The sequence below is a fragment of the Streptomyces sp. NPDC104381 genome, assembly GCF_055583745.1.
On the sequence record NZ_JBVJNK010000001.1, the window covers coordinates 703344 to 726333 of the forward strand.

Sequence of the window (22990 nt, forward strand, 5' to 3'; positions counted from 1 at the left end):
GGAGAACACGGCGGGGGCGGGTACCGGGCGACCCGGTACCCGCCCCCGCGCGGACTCACATGCCGTACTTCTCCCGGGCCTCCTTGACCTTGGAGGCCGGGATCTCGCCACGGCGGGCCAGCTGGGCCAGCGCGGCGACCGCGACGGACTCGGCGTCGACACCGAAGTGGCGGCGGGCGCCCTGGCGGGTGTCGGAGAGGCCGAAGCCGTCCGTGCCGAGCGAGGACCAGTCCTGCTCCACCCACTGGCTGATGGAGTCCGGGACCGCGCGCATCCAGTCGCTGACCGCGAGGACCGGGCCCGGAGCGCCGGAGAGCGCCTGGGTCACGTACGGCACCCGCTCCTCGCCGCGGAGCAGGGCCTCGTCCGCCTCCAGCGCGTCACGGCGCAGCTCGCCCCACGAGGTGGCGGACCAGACGTCGGCCGTGACACCCCAGTCGGCGGCCAGCAGCTCCTGGGCCTCCAGGGCCCAGTGGATCGCCGTACCGGACGCGAGCACCTGGAGACGCGGGGCGTCCGCCTCGGCGGGCACGCCCTCCTTGAAGCGGTACAGGCCCTTGACGATGCCGTCCTCGACGCCTTCCGGCATCGCGGGCTGCTGCTTCGGCTCGTTGTAGACCGTCAGGTAGTAGAAGACGTTCTCGGCCTCGGGGCCGTACATCCGGCGCAGACCGTCCTTGACGATCACCGCGATCTCGTACGCGAACGCCGGGTCGTAGTTGAGCGACGCCGGGTTCGTGGACGCGATCAGGTGGGAGTGGCCGTCCGCGTGCTGGAGGCCCTCGCCCGTCAGCGTCGTACGTCCCGCCGTGGCGCCGACGATGAAGCCCTTGCCGAGCTGGTCGGCGAGCTGCCACATCTGGTCGCCGGTCCGCTGCCAGCCGAACATCGAGTAGAAGATGTAGAACGGGATCATCGTCTCGCCGTGCGTCGCGTACGACGACGCGGCGGCGATGAAGTCGGCCATGGCCCCGGCCTCGGTGATCCCCTCGTTGAGGATCTGGCCGTCCTTGGCCTCCTTGTAGTACATCAGCTGGTCGCGGTCGACCGGCTCGTACGTCTGGCCGAGCGGCGAGTAGATGCCGGCCGAGGGGAACAGCGACTCCATACCGAAGGTACGGGCCTCGTCCGGGACGATCGGCACCCAGCGTTTGCCGGTCTCCTTGTCCCGCATCAGGTCCTTCACCAGGCGGACGAACGCCATGGTGGTGGCCATCTCCTGCTTGCCGGACCCCTTGTACAGGGCCTTGAACGCGCGCTCCTCCGGCTGGGGCAGCGCCACGGCGTGCACCCGGCGGGCGGGGGCAGGACCGCCGAGGGCGGCACGGCGCTCCTGGAGGTAGCGGACCTCGGGGGAGTCGGCGCCCGGGTGGCCGTAGGGGACCAGCCCGTCCTCGAAGGCGCTGTCCGGGATCGGGAGGCCGAGCAGCTCGCGCATGCCCTTGAACTCGTCGATCGACAGCTTCTTCATCTGGTGGTTGGCGTTCTTGGACTCGAAGCCCTTGCCGAGGGTGTAGCCCTTGACCGTCTGGGCCAGGATCACGGTCGGCGCGCCCTTGTGCTCCAGGGCCGCGCGGTAGGCCGCGTACACCTTGCGGGCCTCGTGGCCGCCGCGGGAGCTGTAGAAACACTCGGCGATCTTCGCGTCGCTCAGGAGTTTCGCCAGCTCGGCGAGGGCGGGCTCGGCGCCGAAGAAGTGCTCGCGGATGTAGGCCACGTCGCGGGTGGCGTACGTCTGGAACTGCGCGTCCGGGACCTCGCGGAGGCGGCGGATCAGCGCACCCGTGGTGTCCAGCTGGAACAGCTCGTCCCAGGCGTTGCCCCAGAGCGTCTTGATGACGTTCCAGCCGGCTCCGCGGAAGGCGCCCTCCAGCTCCTGGACCACCCGGAAGTTGGCGCGGACCGGGCCGTCGAGGCGCTGCAGGTTGCAGTTGATGACGAAGGTCAGGTTGTCGAGCTGCTCACGCGCCGCGAGGGCGAGGGCGGCGGTCGACTCGGGCTCGTCCATCTCGCCGTCGCCCAGGAAGGCCCAGACGTGCGAGTTCGACGTGTCCTTGATCTTGCGGTTGGTCAGATAGCGGTTGAAGCGCGCCTGGTAGATCGCCGAGAGCGGGCCGAGGCCCATCGAGACGGTGGGGAACTCCCACAGCCAGGGCAGCCGCCGCGGGTGCGGGTAGGACGGCAGGCCGTTGCCCCCGGACTCCTGGCGGAAGTTGTCGAGCTGCTGCTCGTCGAGGCGGCCGTCGAGGAAGGCGCGGGCGTAGATGCCGGGCGAGGCGTGGCCCTGGATGTAGAGCTGGTCGCCGGAGCCGTCACCTTCCTTGCCGCGGAAGAAGTGGTTGAAGCCGGTCTCGTACAGCCAGGCCGCCGAGGCGAACGTGGCGATGTGGCCTCCGACGCCGTACCGGGCGCCACGGGTGACCATCGCGGCCGCGTTCCAGCGGTTCCACGCGGTGATCTTCGATTCCATCTCCAGGTCGCCGTCGAACGCGGGCTCGGCGGAGGTGGGGATGGTGTTGACGTAATCGCTCTCCAGCAGCTTGGGCAGCGCGATGCCGGCGCCCTCGGCGTGCTGGAGCGAACGCCGCATCAGGTATGCGGCGCGGTGCGGGCCCGCGGCCTTGGTGACGGCGTCCAGGGAGGCCGCCCACTCGGCGGTCTCCTCGGGGTCGCGGTCCGGGAGCTGGTCGAGCTCGCTCGGAAGCTGTGCTACGGGGTCGGTCATGATCGCCGCCTTCCGGAGTGGAGGGGGGTGGAGAAGGCCCTGACTGGCAGGACAGGGCGATCGGGCCGGTGGGCCCGCGACTGAACTGTAAGTCGCCGATCGATGATCGATCAAAGGGTGAAGGGCAAAACTTCTCGATATGAAGAAAAGTGGCATGCGGTGCCGCGAAACGGGGCACGGAGTGACGGGACCAAGGGGGTGAAACGGGCACCGGCACGCACGGCCGAGCGCCTCCCCCCGCAGATGGGCGGCAGGCCGCGGCACCGCTCAGGCGCGCGGCGCGCACCCGAGGACATGCTCCTTCACCAGGACGGCGATCGCCGGGTCACGCCGCAGGAACGCCTCGATGAGGGCCTCGTGCTCCTCGGCGTACGACTTCTGCACCGTCCCCAGCCAGCGGATCGACAGGGCCGTGAACACCTCGATGCCCAGCCCCTCCCAGGTGTGCAGCAGCACCGCGTTGCCCGCGGCGCGCACCAGCTCCCGGTGGAAGGCCACCGTGTGCCGCACCTGCGCCTCGCCGTCGGCCAGCCGGTCCGCCTCGTACAGCGCCGTCACGTGCGGGGTGAGCGCCGAGCAGTCCTCGCCGAGCGCGGGGGCCGCCAGCTCCGCCGCGATCTGCTCCAGCCCGGCCCGCACGGGATAGCTCTCCTCCAGATCGGCCGCGGTCAGATTGCGGACCCTGACCCCCTTGTTGGGCGCCGACTCGATCAGCCGCAGCGTCTCCAGCTCCCGCAGCGCCTCGCGCACGGGCGTCTGGCTGACCTCCAGCTCGGTGGCGATGCGGCGCTCCACGATGCGCTCACCCGGCTTCCAGCGCCCGCTGACTATCCCTTCCACGATGTGCTCGCGGATCTGTTCGCGCAGCGAGTGGACGACGGGCGGGGTCATGGGGGGCTCCTTCGGGGGCGAACCGGTGCTGCCTGCGCCGACACGGTGGCCGGGGGTGACCGGCCGGTGTCTAGACAATACGGCGGCGCCCCCGTCCGGAAGGGTTCCGGACGGGGGCGCCGCTGGTGAGGCTGGTTACAGCCGGCCGGCTCAGAGGCCGAGCTCGACCTCGAACTCGCCCGCCTCGAGGATCGCCTTGACCGTGGTCAGGTAACGGGCGGCGTCCGCGCCGTCCACCAGACGGTGGTCGTAGGAGAGCGAGAGGTAGGTCATGTCGCGGACGCCGATGACGGTGCCCTCGGCGGTCTCGATGACCGCCGGACGCTTGACGGTGGCGCCGATGCCCAGGATGGCCGCCTGGTTCGGCGGGACGATGACCGTGTCGAACAGCGCACCGCGCGAACCGGTGTTGCTGACCGTGAAGGTCGCGCCGGACATGTCGTCCGGGGTGAGGCCGCCACCGCGGGCCTTGCCGGCCAGCTCGGCGGTCTTCTTCGCGATACCGGCGATGTTCAGGTCGCCCGCACCCTTGATGACCGGGGTCATCAGACCCTTCTCGGCGTCCACGGCGATGCCGATGTTCTCCGAGTCGAAGTACGTGATGGTGCCCTCGTCCTCGTTGATCCGGGCGTTGACGACCGGGTGGGCCTTCAGCGCCTGGGCCGCCGCCTTCACGAAGAACGGCATCGGGGACAGCTTGACGCCCTCACGGGCGGCGAAGGACTCCTTCGCCTGGTTGCGCAGCTTCATCAGCTTCGTGATGTCGACCTCGAGGACCGAGGTCAGCTGGGCCTGCGAGTGCAGCGCCTTCATCATGTTGTCGCCGATGACCTTGCGCATGCGGGTCATCTTGACCGTCTGACCGCGCAGCGGCGAAGCCTCCAGCTTCGGCGCGGCCTTGGCCGCGGGAGCGGCGGCGGCCGGAGCCGGAGCGGCTGCGGCGGCCTTGGCGGCCTCCGCGGCGGCGACGACGTCCTGCTTGCGGATCCGGCCACCGACACCGGTGCCCTTGACCGAGCCCAGGTCGACGCCGTTCTCGGCGGCGAGCTTGCGGACCAGCGGCGTGACGTACGCGCCGTTGTCACCGGAAGGCGCGGCCTGGGCGGCCGGAGCCGGGGCGGCGGGCTGTGCCGCCGGAGCGGCGGGAGCCTGGGCCGGGGCGGCGGGAGCGGCCTGGGCCGGTGCCGGAGCAGCCGGGGCCGGGGCCGGGGCGGCCGGAGCGGGCGCGGCGGGGGCCGGCGCCTGAGCGGCCGGGGCGGCCTCGGCCGGAGCCGGGGCGGCCTCGGCCGGAGCCGCGGCGGGGGCCGGGGCGGCCTGGGCCGGAGCGGCACCCGGAGCGCCGATGACGGCGAGCTTGGCGCCGACCTCGGCGGTCTCGTCCTCACCGACGACGATCTCCAGCAGCACACCGGCGACCGGGGCGGGGATCTCGGTGTCGACCTTGTCCGTGGAGACCTCGAGCAGGGGCTCGTCCTCCGCGACCTCCTCGCCGACCTCCTTCAGCCAGCGGGTGACGGTGCCCTCGGTGACGCTCTCGCCGAGCGCCGGAAGGGTGACGTCGGTGCCGGAGGCACCACCGGCCGGGGCGGCGGGGGCCTCGGCGGCAGGGGCTTCGGCGGCGGGGGCCTCGGCGGCGGGCGCCGGAGCCTCCTGGGCCGGGGCCGGAGCGGCCTCCGGCTCGGCGGCCGGAGCCGACTCGGCGGCCGGCGCGCCCGAACCGTCGTCGATGACGGCCAGCTCGGCGCCGACCTCGACGGTCTCGTCCTCGGCGACCTTGATGGACGAGAGGGTGCCCGAGGCGGGCGCGGGGATCTCGGTGTCGACCTTGTCGGTCGAGACCTCGAGCAGCGGCTCGTCGGCCTCGACGTGCTCGCCCTCGGCCTTCAGCCAGCGGGTGACGGTGCCCTCGGTGACGCTCTCACCGAGCGCCGGAAGGGTTACGGAAACCGACATGGTTTCGGTTGCTCCTTACGAAAGTGTGAAGTGGTCGGTCGTCCCCGGGACTGGATCAGTCGTGGGAGTGGAGAGGCTTGCCGGCCAGGGCCAGGTGGGCCTCGCCCATCGCCTCGTTCTGCGTCGGGTGGGCGTGGATGAGCTGCGCGACCTCGGCCGGCAGCGCCTCCCAGTTGTAGATCAGCTGGGCTTCGCCGACCTGCTCGCCCATACGGTCACCGACCATGTGGACGCCGACCACGGCACCGTCCTTGACCTGGACGAGCTTGATCTCGCCCGCGGTCTTCAGGATCTTGCTCTTGCCGTTGCCCGCCAGGTTGTACTTGAGGGCGACGACCTTGTCCGCACCGTAGATCTCCTTGGCCTTGGCCTCGGTGATGCCGACGGAGGCGACCTCGGGGTGGCAGTACGTCACCTTCGGCACGCCGTCGTAGTCGACCGGCACGGTCTTGAGTCCGGCGAGCCGCTCCGCCACCAGGATGCCCTCGGCGAAGCCGACGTGGGCGAGCTGGAGGGTCGGGACCAGGTCACCGACGGCCGAGATGGTCTCCACGTTGGTCTGCATGTACTCGTCGACGAGGACGTAGCCGCGGTCGAGCGCGACACCCGCCTCCTCGTAGCCCAGACCCTGCGAGACGGGGCCGCGGCCGATCGCGACCAGCAGCACCTCCGCCTCGAAGGTCTTGCCGTCGGCGAGGGTGACCTTCACGCCGTCCTGCGTGTACTCGGCCTTGTCGAAGAAGGTGCCGAGGTTGAACTTGATGCCGCGCTTGCGGAACGCGCGCTCAAGAAGCTTGGAGCTGTTCTCGTCCTCGACCGGGACCAGGTGCTTCAGGCCCTCGACGATGGTGATGTCACTGCCGAAGGACTTCCACGCCGAGGCGAACTCGACGCCGATGACGCCGCCGCCCAGGACGATCGCCGACTTCGGCACCCGGTCCAGCTTCAGCGCGTGGTCCGAGGAGATGATGCGGTTGCCGTCGATCTCCAGGCCCGGCAGCGACTTCGGTACGGAACCGGTCGCGAGCAGCACATGGCGGCCCTGGACGCGCTGGCCGTTGACATCCACCGAGGTGGGCGACGAGAGCCGGCCCTCACCCTCGATGTAGTGCACCTTGCGCGAGGCGATGAGACCCTGCAGACCCTTGTACAGGCCCGAGATCACGTCGTCCTTGTACTTGTGGACGGCCTCCATGTCGATGCCCTCGAAGGTGGCCTTCACGCCGAACTGCTCGGCCTCGCGGGCCTGGTCGGCGATCTCGCCGGCGTGCAGCAGCGCCTTCGTGGGGATGCAGCCGTTGTGCAGGCAGGTGCCGCCGACCTTGCCCTTCTCGATCAGTGCGACGTCCAGGCCCAGCTGAGCTCCGCGCAGGGCCGCGGCGTAACCGCCACTGCCACCGCCGAGGATCACTAGGTCGAAAACGGTGCTGGCGTCGTTCGCCACGTCACGTCCTCCATGCATGTGCGCCGTACGCCGGGCCCCGTCGCTGGGGTGTGACCGGCCGGTCGGCTGGTGTTCGGCCGCTTGCGTTATTCGGCCCTGTGGTGGGGGCCCTGTCCTGCCGAGAACCCATCTTCGCACTTGTTGAGTCCGGACGGGACGCGGGCCCCTGCTCCGAGCCGGACGAAGATCCCGGCCGGATGGTTACCGATACGTACAGATTTCCGGAAATATGCCGGTCGGATCCACCGTGGGGAACACCGACGGCCCCGGACGTATGCCCGGGGCCGTCTGCGCCGCGAGCGAACCTCGCGCGGGGTCCACGCGCGGACGCCGGCTCCGGACTCAGCCGAGGTCGCCGGCCGCGGTGCGCTCCGCCAGCCGCACCAGGGTGCGGACCGCGGATCCGGTGCCGCCCTTGGGCGTGTAGCCGTACGGCGCGCCCTCGTGGAAGGCGGGGCCCGCGATGTCCAGGTGCGCCCAGGCGATGCCCTCGCCGACGAACTCCTTCAGGAACAGGCCGGCCACCAGGCCGCCGCCCATCCGCTCGCCCATGTTGGCGATGTCGGCGGTCGGGGAGTCCATGCCCTTGCGCAGGTCGGCGGGGAGCGGCATCGGCCAGGAGGCCTCGCCGACCTCCTCGGCGATCTCGTGGATCGACGTACGGAACGCGTCGTCGTTGGCCATCACACCGAAGGTGCGGTTGCCGAGCGCCAGCACCATCGCGCCGGTCAGGGTCGCCACGTCGACGATCGCGTCCGGCTTCTCCTCCGACGCGCGGGTCAGCGCGTCGGCGAGGACGAGCCGGCCCTCGGCGTCGGTGTTGAGGACCTCGACGGTCTTGCCGCTGTACATGTGCAGGACGTCACCCGGGCGGGTGGCGTTGCCGGACGGCATGTTCTCGGCGAGCGCCAGCCAGCCGGTGACGTTGACCTGGAGGCCGAGGCGGGAGGCCGCGACGACGGCGGCGAACACGGCGGCGGCGCCGCTCATGTCGCACTTCATCGTCTCGTTGTGGCCGGCCGGCTTGAGCGAGATGCCGCCCGAGTCGTACGTGATGCCCTTGCCGACCAGGGCGAGCGTCTTCTCCGCCTTGGGGTGCGTGTAGGCGAGCTTCACCAGGCGCGGGCCGTGCGTGGAGCCCTGGCCGACGCCGAGCAGACCGCCGTAGCCGCCCTTGACGAGCGCCTTCTCGTCCAGGACCTGCACCTTGATGCCGTGCTCCTTGCCGGCGGCGGTGGCCACGGCGGCGAAGGACTCGGGGTACAGGTCGTTCGGCGGGGTGTTGATCAGGTCGCGGGCCCGGTTGATCTCCTCGGTGACCGCGAGGGCGCGCTCGGCGGCGGCCTTGAAGGCCTTGTCCCGCGGCTTGGTGCCGAGCAGGGCGACCTCGCCGAGCGGCAGCTTCGCCGGGCTCTTGGCGCCCTTGGGGGCCAGCTTGTTCTCGCCGCCCTGGTAGGCGGTGAAGGCGTACGCACCCAGCAGGGCGCCCTCCGCGACGGCCCCGGCGTCCTCGGCGGACTCCGCCGGCAGCGCGAAGCCGGCCTTCTTCGATCCCTTCAGGGCACGCGCGGCGTTGCCCGCGGCCCGGCGCAGCGCCTCGGCGTCGTACGCCTCGTCCTTCGCCGGGACCGGACCGAGCCCGACCGCGATGACGACCGGGGCCTTGAGACCGGCCGGGGCGGGGAGCTTGGTCACTTCGCCCTCGGCACCGGAGGCGCCCAGGGTCTCCAGGACGGTGGCGAGCTTCCCGTCGAACGCCTTGTCCACGGCCTCGGCGCCCGGCGCGACGACCAGGCCGGACTTGGACCCGGTGGCCTTGGCGACACCGACGACGAGTGCGTCGGCGCGCAGCGTCGCCGCACCTGAGGTGCTGAGAGTGAGAGCAGTCACGGTGGTGAAATCTCGCTTCCGTTGAGTTATGTGCCGGTCTGTGCTGGTCGAGGGGTAGGCCGACCGTGCCCGGCGCATCGTATGACGCCCCCACAATGTGCCGGGAACGAGCCTACGCGCGCCCCCGCTCCCCGCTCACGGGGGCGGGGCCGTCCGGTGCGGGGGAGCCCTCGGCGAAGGGGGCGGACGGCGCTGCTTTCAGAACACGCCCCGGCCGAGGGACAGCACCAGCAGCGCCACCGTGGCGGCCGTCTCCTCCAGCGCGCCGAACACGTCGCCGGTCACCCCGCCGAAGCGCCGCACACAGTGACGCAGCATCATCTGCGCCGCACCGAGAGCGGCCAGGGCGGCGAGGGCGTAGTGCGAGGCGCCGCCGTACCCGCCCGCCAGCGCGCCGGCCGCCGCGCAGCACAGGACCACCGCACCGGCCACGACCGCGGCACCCAGCGGCGGGACCGTGCCCGCCACCGCCGCGCCGAGCCCCTCCGGCCGGGCCGGCGGCACGCCGCGGCGCGAGGCCAGCGTGAGCGCGAGGCGGGCGACGACGGCGGCGGCGACCGTGCCCAGCGCCCCGTCCGCCCAGCCGCGGCCGTACAGCTCGAAGAGCGCCGCGACCTGGGCCAGCAGCACGAACAGCAGGGTGACCACACCGAACGGCCCGATGTCCGACCGCTTCATGATCCGCAGCGCGTCCTCGGCCGGCTTGGCGCTGCCGAGCCCGTCGGCGGTGTCCGCGAGCCCGTCCAGGTGCAGCCCCCGGGTCAGCGCGGCGGGAAGCGCGGCCGAGGCGACCGCCGCCACCAGGGGGCCCGACCCGCCCCACAGGAGCACCACCCCGGGGGCGGCCGCGAGCAGCCCCACGGCGAGCCCGGCGAGCGGGGCGCACAGCATGCCGGCACGGGCGGTGTCGCGGTCCCAGCGTGAGACGCGGACGGGGAGCGCGGTCAGGGTGCCGAAGGCGAATCGCGGCCCATGGCTGTTCAGGGAGGTCACCGCGCGCAGGCTAGCCGGTGCGGCGGCACGGCAGATCGGGCAGAGTGGCCCAAAATGCCGCAGAGGTGGGTCTCAGGATGGAGGTGGCATGGGTCACTGGTTCCAGCAGAACATCGTCGAGCCGGGCAAACTCCCGCTGCTGCTCGCCCTGAGCGCGTTCGTGCTGACCTTCGCGATCACCCGGGTGATCACGCGGATGATCCGGGCCGGGAAGGGGCCGTTCCGTAACTTCACGCCCGGCGGTGTGCACGTCCACCACGTGGTGCCCGGTGTCGTGCTCTCGGTGGTCGGAGGCTTCGGCGCGGTCGCGAGCGGTCAACGCGGCGCCGCCGCCGGGATCTTCGCGGTCGTCTTCGCGGTCGGCGCCGGGCTGGTCCTGGACGAGTTCGCCCTCATCCTGCACCTCGACGACGTGTACTGGACCGAGGAGGGCCGCCAGAGCGTGGAGGTGGTCGTCCTCACCGCCTCGCTCGTCCTGCTCGTGCTCGCCGGGTTCTCGCCGCTCGGTGTGGACGAACTGAGCGGTGATCAGCAGCAGAACAGGCTGGGCGTGGTGCTGACCTACGTCGTCAACTTCGGCTTCGTGCTGATCGCCCTGTTCAAGGGCAAGGCCCGGATGGCGGTGATCGGCACCCTCATCCCGTTCATCGCGCTGATCGGCGCGATCCGGCTGGCCCGGCCCGCCTCCGCGTGGGCCAAGCGCTTCTACCGCCGGCGCCACCGCGCCCGCGCCCGCGCGGTGCTGAGGGCGTATCACCACGACGTGCGCTGGGCGGGCCCGCGCCGCCGGTTCCAGGACCTGATCGGCGGGGCCCCGGACAGGACCCCGCTGCCGGGCACCCGCCCCGGCGGCGGGACCTGAGGCCCAGGGCCCCACCACCGGCCGCCCACGAGGGGCGGCGCTCAGACTCCGGTGCCCGCCGCCTCCGCGTCCTCGGACGGCTTCGCCTCTTCCCCGGCTTCCCCGGCTTCCGCTCCGGCTTCCGGTTCCGCCTCCTCCGGGGTGCGCTCGGGCAGCTCCGCCGCCAGCGCCGCCGCGGCTTGGACGAGCGGCAGCGCCAGCAGCGCCCCGCTTCCCTCGCCCACCGTCACCCCGTGGTCCAGCAGCGGGGTCAGCGCCATCCGGTCCAGCGCCTTCAGCTGGGCCGGCTCCCCGCTGAGCTGTCCCGCCAGCCACCAGTCCGGGGCCCGGAACGCCGCCCGCTGGGCCACCAGCGCACAGGCGGCCGAGACCACCCCGTCCAGCACCACGGGCATCCGGCGCACCGCGCTCTGCAGCAGGAACCCCGTCATGGCCGCCAGGTCCGCGCCGCCGACGGTGGCCAGCAGCTCCAGCTGGTCACCGAGGACCGGGCGGGCCCGCCGCAGCGCGTCCCGGATCGCGGCGCACTTGCGCATCCAGGCCAGGTCGTCGATGCCCGCACCGCCGCGCCCGGTCACCACCGAGGCGTCCGTACCGCAGAGGGCGGCGATCAGCGTCGAGGCCGCCGTCGTACCGCCGACACTCAGATCACCCAGCACCACCAGGTCCGTGCCGGAGTCGGCCTCCTCGTCGGCGACACGCATCCCGAGCCGTACGGCCTGCTCGGCCTCCTCGGCCGTCAGCGCGTCCTCGACGTCGATCCGGCCGCTGCCGCGCCGCACCCGGTCGCGCACGACGGCCTCCGGCAGCAGCTCCGGATCGCAGTCCAGGCCGGCGTCCACGATCCGTACGGGCACGGAGAAGCGCCGGGCCAGCACGGCGACGGGGCTCGCACCGTCCAGCACCGCCCGGACCAGCTCGTGCGCGGTCCCCGCCTCGCGGCCGGAGACGTCCAGCTCCGCCACCCCGTGATCGCCGGCGAACAGCACGACGCGCGGCCGCTCGACCGCCTTGACGGGCACCGACTGCTGGGCGGCCGACAGCCATTCACCCAGCTCGTCGAGCCGGCCGAGGGCGCCCACGGGAACGGCGAGCCGCTCCCGGCGTTCCTCGGCGTCACGCCGTACGCCCCCGTCGGGGCGCTCGATCAGGTCGGAGAAGTCGTCCAGATTCACGGGGGTCTGCCTCGCGGGTCGTCGCTAGGTGGGCCGGAACCCCGCCGGGGGCTCCTGACCGGAACAGTACCCGGCACCTCTCCGGCACCCCCGGCCCTCAGCCCCGCAGCACCAGCGCACGACCCGCCACCACCAGCAGCACCTGCTCGCACTCGGCCGCGAACGCGGCGTTCAGCCGGCCCAGTTCGTCCCGGAAACGCCGCCCGGAGGCCGTCGCCGGGACCACGCCCGAACCGGCCTCGTTGGTCACGGCGACGACCGTACGACGGGTCCCGCGCACCGCGCGGACCAGCTCGGCGACCCGTTCGCGCAGCTTCTCCTCACCGCCGTCGGACCACCGGTCGTCGTCCCAGGCGCCGACCCGGTCCATCGCGTCCGTCAGCCACAGCGACAGACAGTCGATCAGCAGCGGCGGCCCGTCCTGCTCCAGCAGCCCCACCAGCTCACAGGTCTCCTCGGTGCGCCACGCGGCGGGCCGGCGCTCCCGGTGCAGCCCGATCCGGGCCTCCCACTCCGCGTCGCCCTGACGCCGGCCGCCCGTGGCGACGTACACCACCTCGGGAAAGGTCTCCAGGCGCTGTTCGGCCTCCACCGACTTCCCCGACCTGGCCCCGCCCGTGACCAGCGTGCGCCGGGGCACCTCGGGGGTGGCGTGGTAGGCGCCCACCGGGAGCGTCGTCCCGTCCGGCACGGCCCGCGCCCCGCCGGCCGCGAGCCGGCGGTCCAACTCCGCACCGGGCGGCGCGTCGTGGTCCAGATGGACGGCGATCACCTCGGTGGTGGGCCCGGCGGCCCCGACCGCCCGCAGCCTCGCCACGGCGTCCGGCCGCCCGGTCACGTCGCACACGACCATGTCGTACGGCTCCGCCACCGGGTCGGCCAGACCGGCGGGGGAGGCCCCGGGCGGGAGATAGAGCAGCCGCTCGCCCTCCGGCGCCGTCACCTCGTACCCGGTGCCGGGCGCGTCCATCGCCAGGGCCCGGATCCGGTGCCCGCTGATCAGCGTCAGCTCCTGGCCGTCCGGGACACGCCCCGCGGGCGGGAGCGAGGCGGGCAGCTCCACGGCGGGCCCGTCATGAGGGTGGGTCAGCAGCACCTGCCGTACGCCGGAGAGCGAGTGACCCGCGCGGGCGGCGGCGAACACGGCGCCCGGGGTGAGGTCGAGCAGCAGCGCGTCGTCCACGAGCAGCGCGGTCGCGGCACGGGCCCCGGTACCGCGGGAGGACGCGCAGACGGCGCAGGGGCAGTCGGGCCGCGGCAGCCCGTCGGGGGCTCCGGTGCCGAGCAGTGTCAGTTCCACGTGCCGATCCTCCCGTGTCCGTGAACCACCTGCGCGCCCGGGACACCCACTAGTCTTCGGGGAGCAACGTGACCCAGGAGGCGGACATGGCGTGGACGTGGCGGTTCGAGAAGTCCGACGGTACGGAGACGGAGCCGGCGCTGCAGCCGGAGGAGTTCACGACACAGGGCGACGCGGAGTCCTGGATCGGTGAGTTCTGGAAGGAGCTCCTCGAGGGCGGCGCGGACCAGGTGACGCTCTTCGAGGACACGACGAAGATCTACGGCCCGATGAGTCTCCAGGCCGACTGAGGCCCGCGGACCCGTCCGGACCCCGGTGTCCGGGCGGGCCCGCGCGGTACGCCCCCTCACCTGACCGGGCCTCAGATCTCGCCCAGGGTGACCTCGGCCGTTCTCGTCGAGTTCCCCCGCGTGTACCTCACCTCGACCTTCCGGCCGGGCTTCTCACCGGCCAGGGCCTCGGAGAGCGAGGTGATCGTCGTGACGCGGGCGTCACCGAGCCGGGTGATGACGTCCCCGACGCGCAGACCGGCCTTCTTCGCCGCCCCGTCGTCCTGGACGCTGACGATCGCGACCCCGGCGGGCCGGTACTCGTCGTCGACGACGGTGCGGCCCGTGATGTCCAGGGCCGCCCGGCCCGAGTCGGTGACCTTGCCCGACTCGATGATCTGGTCGGCCACCGTCCGCACCATCGACACGGGGATCGCGAACCCGATCCCGGGAGCGGCGCCGCCGCCCTGCTCCGAGTCGGTCGCCGCGAGGGTCGGGATGCCGATGACCTCGCTGTCGAGGTTCACCAGGGCGCCGCCGCTGTTGCCCGGGTTGATGGCCGCCGACGTCTGCACCATGTCGGCGAGCGTCGCCCCGGTGCCGCCGCCCGAACTGCTCTCGCTGACGGTCCGCCCCACGGCCGAGACGATGCCCTGGGTGACGCTGCTGGACAGGCCGAGCGGCGAGCCCATCGCCAGGACGATCTGCCCGACCTCGACCTTCTCGGTGTCCCCGAACTTCGCGGCCCGCAGCCCGTCGGGGACGTCGTCGAGCTTCACGACGGCCAGGTCCTGCTCCGGATAGGAGGAGACCAGGGACGCCTTGAGCACCTTCTCGCCGGTGGCGACGCTGACGTCGAAGGTCTTCTCGCTGCCCACGACGTGGGCGTTCGTGACGATGTGGCCCTTGTCGTCGTAGACGATGCCCGAGCCGAGCGCGTCCCCGGCACCGATCTGCACGACGGAGGGCAGCACGTCCCTGATGACGGTCTGGTACTGGTCCTCCAGGTCGCCCGCGGACCGGGTCACCGCCGCCTGCTGGGCCGGGGCGGCGGACGGCGCGGGGCCCGGCCCCGCGCAGCCGCACACCAGGGCGATCGCGGCGGCGCCGGCGGCCGGGAGCGTGAACGGGCGGCGTACCCGGCTGCGGGAAGGGGTTGCGTCCATGCCCGGAGTATCGCCAGGCCACCGCGCCCACGGCCTGCGCTGCTGGGCCGATCAGGCGTACGGCCGCCCCAGGTGTACGACGGCGGGCCGGCCGGGCGTACGACGGCGTCCGGCGCCGGCGGCGCGGTCAGCCGCGGACGCCGCACAGGTGCAGCAGCGCCGCCACCCCGCGGTACGGGTCGGTCCGCCCCGCGCGGTCCTCGGCGGCGAATATCCGGGCCAGCTCCTCGGGACCGGGCAGCTCCACCTCGTTGCTCACGTTGTCCGTGAAGACCCGCACGCCGTACCAGGTGTGCAGCGGGGCCGCGATGCCCGCGAGGGTGGCCCGCAGTACGTCGAGCCGGTCGGCCCGGACGTCGAGGCCGAGCCTGTTGGTGTACGTGTCCGTGTCGAACGCCGCGAGAGCCGCGCCGAAGTCACCGGCCGTCCCCGGGCGCATCGCCAGCGCGTCCGCGTTCCGCACGAGCAGGGAGAGCAGGCCGCCCGGCGCCAGCATCCGGGCCAGACCGGCCAGCAGCGGATCGGGCTCGGGGACGTACATCAGCACGCCGTGGCAGAGCACCACGTCGAAGCTGCCCGGCAGGAAGTGCACCCCGGTGTCACGGCCGTCGCCCTCGATGAGCCGCACCCGCTCCCGGATGCCCTCGGGCTCGCCCGCCAGGGACTCCCGGGCCGACCGCAGCATCTCGCTGTCGGACTCCAGGCCCGTCACGGAGTGCCCGGCCCGTGCCAGGCGCAGCGCCTGGGTGCCCTGGCCCATGCCGACATCGAGCACCCGCAGCCGCTGCCCCACGGGGTAGCGCGCGGCTATCTGCTCGTCGAGCTGCCGGGCGACGAGCTCCTGACGGACCGTGTTGCGCAGTCCGCCGAGCCCGCCCAGCCACTGGGCGGACACCCCCGTGAAACCGGAGGTCTCCGTGCTCAGGGCCGCTCTCCCCGCTTGACCTGGGGCTTGGGGAGACGCAGCCGGCGCATCTGGAGCGTACGCATCAGGCCGTAGGCCACCGCGCCGCGCTTCGGGGTGTCCGGGAAGCGCTGGGCCAGCTGCTTCTTCAGTCGGAACCCGAGGCCGATGGAGTCGACGACGATCAGCACGATCACGCCGAGCCAGAGCAGCAGCGAGATGTTCTGGATGTTCTGCACCTGGATCACGCTGAGGATCAGGATGATCACCGCGAGCGGGAGGAAGTACTCCGCGATGCAGAAGCGCGAGTCCACGAAGTCGCGGACGAAGCGGCGCACGGGCCCCTTGTCGCGCACCGGCAGATAGCGCTCGTCACCGGACGCGAGCGCCTCACGCTGCCGGGCCATGTCGGCCCGGCGCGCTTCGCGCTGGCGGCGTGCGGCCTCCTTGCGGTCGGTCGGCGCACCGCTGGAGGCGCGTCGGCGCTGCGTCTGGGCATCGCTGCGCTTGGGGGTGGGGCGACCCTTCGGAGCCTGGGGGTCGCGGGGCTGCTTGGAGAGGTCCGCCGTCACCTTGCCGGTGGGGGCCTTCTCTTCCTTGGAACGGCTACGGAACACAAAACCCAAGGGTACGGGGTCGGCCGCGACTCCCGGGGACCGGGCGGGAACGATCCGGCAACGGCCTGCGTCCTGAAAAGTGTCCCGACAGGGGCAGAACGGACGTTGCCGACGTCATCCCTGATGGTCGTCTACTCCCTGGGCGGGAGTGGTCATCGGCGGCAGTCGTCCTTGCGGAGGAGCACATCCGTGCTCGAACAGTGCGGTAATGGAGACAGGGCCCGTACTGTGGGTTCTGTTGGAGTGCTGGAGCTCAGTCCGTCAGAAGGGGGCGCGCGAAGCCCATGAGCGGTGTCATGAAGCGTATGGGAATGATCTTCCGCGCGAAGGCAAACAAGGCCCTTGACCGGGCCGAGGATCCGCGCGAGACCCTCGATTACTCGTACCAGAAGCAGCTCGAACTGCTTCAGAAGGTGCGCCGCGGCGTCGCCGATGTGGCGACCTCGCGCAAGCGGCTGGAGTTGCAGCTGAACCAGCTGCAGGGCCAGTCGTCCAAGCTGGAGGACCAGGGCCGCAAGGCGCTCGCGCTCGGCCGGGAGGACCTGGCCCGCGAGGCGCTGTCCAGGCGCGCCGCCCTCCAGCAGCAGGTCACGGATCTGGAGACGCAGCACCAGACGCTGCAGGGCGAGGAGGAGAAGCTCACTCTCGCGGCCCAGCGCCTCCAGGCCAAGGTCGACGCCTTCCGGACGAAGAAGGAGACCATCAAGGCCACCTACACCGCCGCCCAGGCCCAGACCCGGATCGGTGAGGCCTTCTCCGGCATCTCCGAGGAGATGGGCGACGTCGGCCTGGCGATCCAGCGGGCCGAGGACAAGACGCAGCAGCTCCAGGCTCGTGCGGGCGCCATCGACGAGCTGCTGGCCTCCGGCGCCCTCGACGACCCGTCCGGCACGGCGAAGGACGACATCGCCGCCGAGCTGGACCGGATCTCCGGTGGTACGGATGTAGAACTGGAACTGCAGCGCATGAAGGCCGAGCTGGCCGGCGGTTCCGCCGGGCAGCAGCAGGCCATCGAGGGCGGCGCCGAGGACGCGGCACCGCAGTCGCAGCAGTCCCCGCACAAGTTCGACAAGCAGTGAGGGCGGCGTCATGATCGTACGGATCATGGGGGAGGGCCAGGTCGTACTGGCCGACAGTCATGTCGCCGAGCTGAACAAGCTCGACGACATACTCCTCGCGGAGATGGAGAGCGGTGACGGACCCGGCTTCCGCACCACGCTCCACGCTCTTCTGGACAAGGTGCGCGAGCTCGGCTCGCCGCTCCCCGACGACTCCCTGGAGCCGTCCGAACTGATCCTTCCGGCACCCGACGCCACTCTCGAAGAGGTGCGCTCCATGCTCCGCGACGACGGGCTGATCCCCGGCTGACCGGAGCTGCGCGCTCCGCACTCCCACCCTGCCCCGCCCGGTCCGTCCGGTGCGGGGCAGCGTGCTGTGCGACGGCTTCCCGGGACCGTTCGGGCCGCACCGCCGGGCGCACGCCGTACCGTGGTGCGACGTGACCACCCTCGGAACCGGGCTCGTGCGGGCCCGCCGCTGGCTGCGCGGCCATCCCCTCGCCTTCGACGGTGGCCTCGCCGCGGCCGTGCTCGTCTGCATGATCTGCGCGTCGTTCGCCGAGCCCGACCCGGGCCACGGGCCGGTCTTCGGAGCCCGGACGCCCGGAGCGGCCAGCGTGCTGCTGATGCTGCTCGGGGCCGCGGCGCTCGTCCTGCGCCGGAGGCGGCCCATGGCGGTGCTCGCGGTGACCGGGCTGCTGTCCGCCGTCGAGTTCCTCCTCACGGATCCGCCCGCTCCCGTGGTGATGAGCGTGGTCATCGCCCTCTTCACCGTCGCGGCCACCACCGACCGCCCCACCACCTGGCGGGTGGGCCTGCTGACCATGGTGGTGCTCACCGTGGCGGCGATGGTCGTCGGCGCGACGCCCTGGTACAGCCAGGAGAACCTCGGCGTCCTCGCCTGGACCGGCCTGGCCGGGGCCGCGGGCGACGCCGTACGCAGCAGACGCGCGTTCATCGACGCCATCAGGGAACGGGCCGAACGCGCCGAACGCACCCGTGAGGAGGAGGCCCGCCGCCGGGTCGCCGAGGAGCGGCTGCGGATCGCCCGGGACCTGCACGACGTCGTCGCCCACCACATCGCCCTGGTCAACGTCCAGGCCGGCGTCGCGGCCCACGTCATGGACAAGCGCCCCGACCAGGCGAAGGAGGCGCTCGCCCACGTACGGGAGGCCAGCCGTTCCGCGCTGAACGAGCTGCGGACCACGGTCGGGCTGCTCCGTCAGACCGGCGACCCGGAGGCCCCCACGGAACCGGCCCCGGGCCTCGCCGTCCTCGACACCCTGGTCGACACCTTCCGCAACGCCGGGCTCCCCGTCGAGGTCGCCTGCACCGACCCGGAGAGCCCGCTGCCCGCGGCGGTCGACCTCGCCGCCTACCGGATCATCCAGGAAGCCCTGACCAACGTACGCAAGCACGCGGGCGCGGGCGCCACGGCCGAGGTGAGCGTCGTACGGGTCGGGGACACGGCGGAGATCACCGTGCTCGACAACGGCCGGGGGGCGGCCCCGGTCCCCGCACCGGCCGACGGCGGCCGGCACGGACTCCTCGGCATGCGCGAGCGCGTCACCGCGCTGGGCGGCACCCTCACGGCAGGACCCCGTTACGGGGGCGGGTTCCGGGTGCATGCGATCCTGCCCGTCACGTCCCGCACGCGCGAACCGGACAGGCCGGGCGCGGCGGGGATCACGGGGGGACGCGCATGACGCCCATCAAGGTGCTGCTCGCCGACGACCAGGCACTGCTGCGCAGCGCCTTCAAGGTGCTGGTCGACTCCGAGGCCGACATGGAGGTCGTCGGCGAGGCCGCCGACGGCGCCGAGGCCGTCGCGCTGGCCCGTTCGACCCGCGCCGACGTCGTCCTGATGGACATCCGGATGCCGGGCACCGACGGACTGGCCGCCACCCGCATGATCAGCGCGGACCCGGACCTCGCGGGCGTACGGATCGTCATGCTGACCACCTTCGAGGTGGACGAGTACGTGGTGCGGTCCCTGCGCGCCGGTGCGTCCGGCTTCCTGGGCAAGGGAGCGGAGCCGGACGAGCTGCTCAACGCGATCCGCGTCGCCGCGGCCGGTGAGGCACTGCTCTCCCCGGTCGCGACCAAGGGCCTCATCGCCAGCTTCCTCGCCCAGGGCGGCAGCGCGGCGGAGGACCCGGACGGCACGGAGTACACCGAGCGCCTCGCCGCGCTCACCGGGCGGGAGCGCGAGGTGCTCGTCCAGGTCGCGGGCGGGCACTCCAACGACCAGATCGCCGAAAGGCTCGTGGTCAGCCCGCTCACCGTGAAGACCCATGTGAACCGGGCCATGGCGAAACTGGGGGCGCGGGACCGGGCGCAACTGGTCGTCATCGCCTACGAATCGGGTCTGGTCCGCCCCAGGGTGGAGTGACGGGTGGAGGCCGGGCTACTCCAGCTGCGGTATGCGCGGGACGAGAAAGCAACCCGGGGGCCGACGCTTTCGTCCGGGGAACCGGCGATCGTATAGACGGGCGGGCTGTGTCTCCGCCGTGTCCGCCGAAGCGGGCGCCGCACAGCCGCCCATCTGCCGCGTACGCCACAGAAGAGAGACCCACCCATGTCCTGGCTGTCCAGATTCAGCCTCGCGCAGAGGGCCCTGATCGGGCTGATCTCGATCGTCGCGCTCGTTTTCGGAGCGATCGCGATCCCGCAGCTCAAGCAGCAGCTGCTGCCCACCATCGAACTGCCGATGGTGTCGGTGCTGGCGCCCTACCAGGGTGCGTCCCCCGATGTGGTCGAGAAGCAGGTCGTCGAACCCCTCGAGAGCGCCATCAAGGCCGTCGACGGCGTCGAGGGCATCACCTCGACCGCCAGCGAGGGCAACGCCGTCATCATGGCGACCTTCGACTTCGGTGACGAGGGCACCAAGCAGCTGGTCGCCGACATCCAGCAGGCGGTGAACCGCGCCCGCGCCCAGCTCCCCGACGCCGTGGACCCGCAGGTCGTCGCCGGATCCACCGACGACATCCCGACCGTCGTCCTCGCCGTCACCTCGGACAAGGACCAGCAGGCGCTCGCCGACCAGCTGGACCGCACGGTCGTCCCGGCGCTGGAGGACATCGAGGGCGTCGGCCAGGTCTCGGTCGACGGTGTCCAGGACCTCCAGGTCTCCGTCGTCCCCGACGACAGGAAGCTCGCCGCCGCCGGTCTGAACGCCGGTTCGCTGTCCCAGGCACTCCAGTCCGGCGGCGCCACCGTCCCGGCCGGCTCCTTCTCCGAGGCGGGCAAGAGCCGCACCATCCAGGTGGGCGGCTCCTTCACCTCGCTGAAGCAGATCGAGGACCTCAAGGTCTCCGCGTCGGACCCGGCGACGGGCAAGGCAGGGAAGCCGGTCCGCGTCGGTGACGTCGCCACGGTGAAGCAGGAGCCCGCCACCGCGGTCTCCCTGACCCGGACGAACGGCAAGCCGAGCCTCGCCGTCATGGCGACGATGGACAAGGACGGCAGCGCCGTCGCCATCTCGGACGCCGTCCAGGACAAGCTCCCGGACCTGCGCAAGGACCTCGGCGCCGGCGCCGAGCTGACCGTCGTCTCCGACCAGGGGCCCGCCGTCTCCAAGGCGATCTCCGGTCTGACCACGGAGGGCGCGCTCGGTCTGCTCTTCGCGGTCGTCGTGATCCTCGTGTTCCTCGCGTCGATCCGCTCGACGCTGGTCACCGCGGTCTCCATCCCGCTCTCCGTGGTCCTCGCGCTGATCGTGCTCTGGACCCGCGACCTGTCGCTGAACATGCTGACGCTCGGCGCGCTCACCATCGCCATCGGCCGCGTCGTCGACGACTCGATCGTGGTCCTGGAGAACATCAAGCGGCACCTCGGCTACGGCGAGGAGCGCCGGTCGGCGATCATCACCGCGGTCAAGGAGGTGGCCGGAGCGGTCACCTCCTCCACGCTCACCACCGTCGCGGTCTTCCTGCCGATCGGCCTGGTCGGCGGGATGGTCGGCCAGCTCTTCGGCTCGTTCTCCCTGACCGTCACGGCGGCCCTGCTGGCCTCCCTGCTGGTCTCGCTGACCGTGGTCCCGGTCCTCTCGTTCTGGTTCCTGCGGGCCCCCAAGGGCACCGCCGCCGACCCGGACGAGGCGCGCCGCGAGGCCGAGGAGAAGGAAGCCGCGAGCCGGCTCCAGCGGATCTACGTCCCGGTGCTGCGCTTCGCGACCCGGCGCCGTATCACCAGCGTCGTCATCGCCTTCGCGGTCCTGTTCGGCACCTTCGGCATGGCACCCCTGCTGAAGACGAACTTCTTCGACCAGGGCGAGCAGGAGGTCCTCTCCATCAAGCAGGAGCTGACCCCCGGCACCAGCCTGGAGGCGGCCGACGAGGCCGCGCGGAAGGTCGAGAAGGTCCTCGCGGCCGACCAGGGCGTCGAGGACTACCAGGTCACCGTCGGCTCCTCCGGCTTCATGGCGGCCTTCGGCGGGGGTACGGGCGCCAACCAGGCCTCGTACCAGGTCACCCTCAAGGACTCGGCGGACTTCGACGCCACCCAGGACCGCATCGACGAGGCCCTGGGCGGGCTCGACGGCATCGGCGACACCACGATCTCCGCGGGCGACGGCTTCGGCAGCCAGGACCTCAGCGTCGTGGTCAAGGCCGCCGACGCGGACGTCCTGAAGAAGGCATCCGAAGCCGTGCGGGGAGAGGTCGCGAAGCTGAAGGACGTCACCGACGTCCAGAGCGACCTGGCGCAGAGCGTCCCGCGCATCTCGGTCAAGGCCAACGACAGGGCGGCCGACGCCGGCTTCGACGGGGCCGCCCTCGGAGCGGCGGTCGCGGGCGCGGTGCGGGGCACCCCGGCCGGCAAGGCGATCATGGACGACACCGAGCGTGACGTCGTCGTGAAGTCGTCCCGTCCCGCCACCACGATGGCCGAGCTGAAGGCCCTTCAGCTCGGTCCGGTCAAGCTCGGCCAGATCGCCGACGTCGAGCTGGTCCCCGGCCCGGTCTCGATGACCCGGATCGACGGGCAGCGCGCGGCGACGATCACCGCCAAGCCGACCGGTGACAACACGGGCGCGGTCAGCACCTCGCTCCAGACGAAGATCGACGCCCTGGACCTCCCGGACGGCGCCACCGCGACCATCGGCGGTGTCTCCGAGGACCAGAACGACGCCTTCATGAAGCTGGGCCTGGCCATGCTGGCGGCCATCGCGATCGTCTTCATGCTGCTGGTGGCCACCTTCCGGTCGCTCGTCCAGCCGCTGATCCTGCTGGTCTCCATCCCCTTCGCGGCGACCGGCGCCATCGGCCTCCTGGTCCTCACCGGCACCCCGATGGGCGTCCCGGCGATGATCGGCATGCTGATGCTGATCGGCATCGTGGTGACCAACGCGATCGTGCTGATCGACCTGATCAACCAGTACAGGTCGCAGGGCATGGGCGTCGTCGAGGCGGTCGTCGAGGGCGGTCGCCACCGTCTGCGCCCGATCCTGATGACGGCGCTGGCGACGATCTTCGCCCTGCTCCCGATGGCGCTCGGCGTCACCGGTGAGGGCGGCTTCATCTCCCAGCCGCTGGCGGTCGTGGTGATCGGCGGTCTGATCACCTCCACGCTGCTGACCCTGCTCCTGGTGCCGACGCTCTACGCGATGGTCGAACTCCGCAAGGAGCGCCGGGCGAAGAAGAAGGCGGCCAGGCGAGAGGCGAAGTCCGGAGCGGCGACCCCCGGGACGGCGGAGGAGACCGCCTCCGAGGAGCCTGAGCCCGCCAAGGCCTGACCCCACCGC

The 22990-nt window shown here is 72.1% G+C and carries 18 protein-coding genes; 7 read left to right on the top strand and 11 right to left on the bottom strand.

All coding sequences use genetic code 11. From position 1 onward, the window contains the following. Nucleotides 1-55: 55 nt before the first annotated feature. From aceE to ACZ607_RS03190, 6 genes are all read right to left on the bottom strand, one after another. Nucleotides 56-2725 carry a pyruvate dehydrogenase (acetyl-transferring), homodimeric type gene (gene aceE, locus ACZ607_RS03165; protein WP_469731160.1) on the bottom strand — a complete coding sequence of 890 codons (2670 nt, stop codon included), beginning with the start codon at nt 2723-2725 and terminating at the stop codon, nt 56-58. A gap of 267 nt (nt 2726-2992) precedes the next feature. Further along, nucleotides 2993-3616: a GntR family transcriptional regulator gene (locus ACZ607_RS03170; protein WP_469731162.1), complete on the bottom strand. Its 624-nt coding sequence runs from the start codon at nt 3614-3616 to the stop codon at nt 2993-2995. A 150-nt stretch (nt 3617-3766) separates the two neighbouring features. Further along, nucleotides 3767-5569 carry a 2-oxoglutarate dehydrogenase, E2 component, dihydrolipoamide succinyltransferase gene (gene sucB, locus ACZ607_RS03175; RefSeq protein ID WP_469731164.1) on the bottom strand — a complete coding sequence of 601 codons (1803 nt, stop codon included), beginning with the start codon at nt 5567-5569 and terminating at the stop codon, nt 3767-3769. A 55-nt stretch (nt 5570-5624) separates the two neighbouring features. Then, nucleotides 5625-7013: a dihydrolipoyl dehydrogenase gene (gene lpdA / locus ACZ607_RS03180; protein WP_469731166.1), complete on the bottom strand. Its 1389-nt coding sequence runs from the start codon at nt 7011-7013 to the stop codon at nt 5625-5627. A 342-nt stretch (nt 7014-7355) separates the two neighbouring features. Continuing rightward, nucleotides 7356-8903 carry a leucyl aminopeptidase gene (locus tag ACZ607_RS03185; RefSeq protein WP_469731168.1) on the bottom strand — a complete coding sequence of 516 codons (1548 nt, stop codon included), beginning with the start codon at nt 8901-8903 and terminating at the stop codon, nt 7356-7358. A 198-nt stretch (nt 8904-9101) separates the two neighbouring features. After that, nucleotides 9102-9896 (bottom strand): adenosylcobinamide-GDP ribazoletransferase, encoded by a 795-nt coding sequence (locus ACZ607_RS03190; protein WP_469731170.1) that lies wholly within the window; start codon nt 9894-9896, stop codon nt 9102-9104. Between the two features lie 88 nt (nt 9897-9984). Between ACZ607_RS03190 and ACZ607_RS03195 the strand changes: the two genes are divergently transcribed. Next, nucleotides 9985-10758 (top strand): hypothetical protein, encoded by a 774-nt coding sequence (locus tag ACZ607_RS03195; RefSeq protein ID WP_469731171.1) that lies wholly within the window; start codon nt 9985-9987, stop codon nt 10756-10758. A gap of 41 nt (nt 10759-10799) precedes the next feature. On the opposite strand, the gene cobT is transcribed toward ACZ607_RS03195, so the two are convergent. Then, the gene (cobT, locus tag ACZ607_RS03200) at nt 10800-11933 is read right to left on the bottom strand and encodes a nicotinate-nucleotide--dimethylbenzimidazole phosphoribosyltransferase (protein WP_469731174.1); all 1134 of its coding nucleotides are present in this window, start codon (nt 11931-11933) and stop codon (nt 10800-10802) included. A gap of 97 nt (nt 11934-12030) precedes the next feature. Beyond that, the gene (locus tag ACZ607_RS03205; protein WP_469731176.1) at nt 12031-13233 is read right to left on the bottom strand and encodes a bifunctional adenosylcobinamide kinase/adenosylcobinamide-phosphate guanylyltransferase; all 1203 of its coding nucleotides are present in this window, start codon (nt 13231-13233) and stop codon (nt 12031-12033) included. Nucleotides 13234-13319: 86 nt separating this feature from the next. Here ACZ607_RS03205 and ACZ607_RS03210 point away from each other — a divergent pair, with 86 nt between their 5' ends. Continuing rightward, nucleotides 13320-13523: a hypothetical protein gene (locus ACZ607_RS03210; protein WP_033300039.1), complete on the top strand. Its 204-nt coding sequence runs from the start codon at nt 13320-13322 to the stop codon at nt 13521-13523. A gap of 71 nt (nt 13524-13594) precedes the next feature. Here the strand turns inward: ACZ607_RS03210 and ACZ607_RS03215 are convergent, their stop codons facing one another. From ACZ607_RS03215 to ACZ607_RS03225, 3 genes are all read right to left on the bottom strand, one after another. Then, entirely contained in the window at nt 13595-14668 is a 1074-nt protein-coding gene (locus tag ACZ607_RS03215) for a S1C family serine protease (protein WP_469731179.1), read from the bottom strand. Nucleotides 14669-14795: 127 nt separating this feature from the next. Further along, a complete protein-coding gene (locus ACZ607_RS03220; RefSeq protein ID WP_469731181.1) occupies nt 14796-15563 on the bottom strand; it encodes a class I SAM-dependent methyltransferase in 768 nt (255 codons plus the stop codon). Between the two features lie 26 nt (nt 15564-15589). Further along, the gene (locus ACZ607_RS03225; protein ID WP_099176310.1) at nt 15590-16189 is read right to left on the bottom strand and encodes a DUF3043 domain-containing protein; all 600 of its coding nucleotides are present in this window, start codon (nt 16187-16189) and stop codon (nt 15590-15592) included. Nucleotides 16190-16485: 296 nt separating this feature from the next. Between ACZ607_RS03225 and ACZ607_RS03230 the strand changes: the two genes are divergently transcribed. The 5 genes from ACZ607_RS03230 to ACZ607_RS03250 all read left to right on the top strand — a co-directional run bounded on the left by ACZ607_RS03230 (nt 16486) and on the right by ACZ607_RS03250 (nt 22981). Further along, nucleotides 16486-17268, top strand: coding sequence for a PspA/IM30 family protein (locus ACZ607_RS03230; protein WP_014156668.1), 783 nt, complete (start codon nt 16486-16488; stop codon nt 17266-17268). Nucleotides 17269-17278: 10 nt separating this feature from the next. After that, nucleotides 17279-17557, top strand: a complete 279-nt coding sequence (gene pspAA / locus ACZ607_RS03235; protein ID WP_033299956.1) for a PspA-associated protein PspAA — start codon at nt 17279-17281, stop codon at nt 17555-17557. A gap of 130 nt (nt 17558-17687) precedes the next feature. Next, nucleotides 17688-18953: a sensor histidine kinase gene (locus tag ACZ607_RS03240; RefSeq protein WP_469731185.1), complete on the top strand. Its 1266-nt coding sequence runs from the start codon at nt 17688-17690 to the stop codon at nt 18951-18953. Beyond that, nucleotides 18950-19639, top strand: a complete 690-nt coding sequence (locus ACZ607_RS03245; protein WP_469731187.1) for a response regulator — start codon at nt 18950-18952, stop codon at nt 19637-19639. The genes ACZ607_RS03240 and ACZ607_RS03245 overlap by 4 nt, the downstream gene beginning before the upstream one ends. A gap of 186 nt (nt 19640-19825) precedes the next feature. After that, nucleotides 19826-22981 carry an efflux RND transporter permease subunit gene (locus ACZ607_RS03250; protein ID WP_469731189.1) on the top strand — a complete coding sequence of 1052 codons (3156 nt, stop codon included), beginning with the start codon at nt 19826-19828 and terminating at the stop codon, nt 22979-22981. Nucleotides 22982-22990 lie beyond the last annotated feature (9 nt).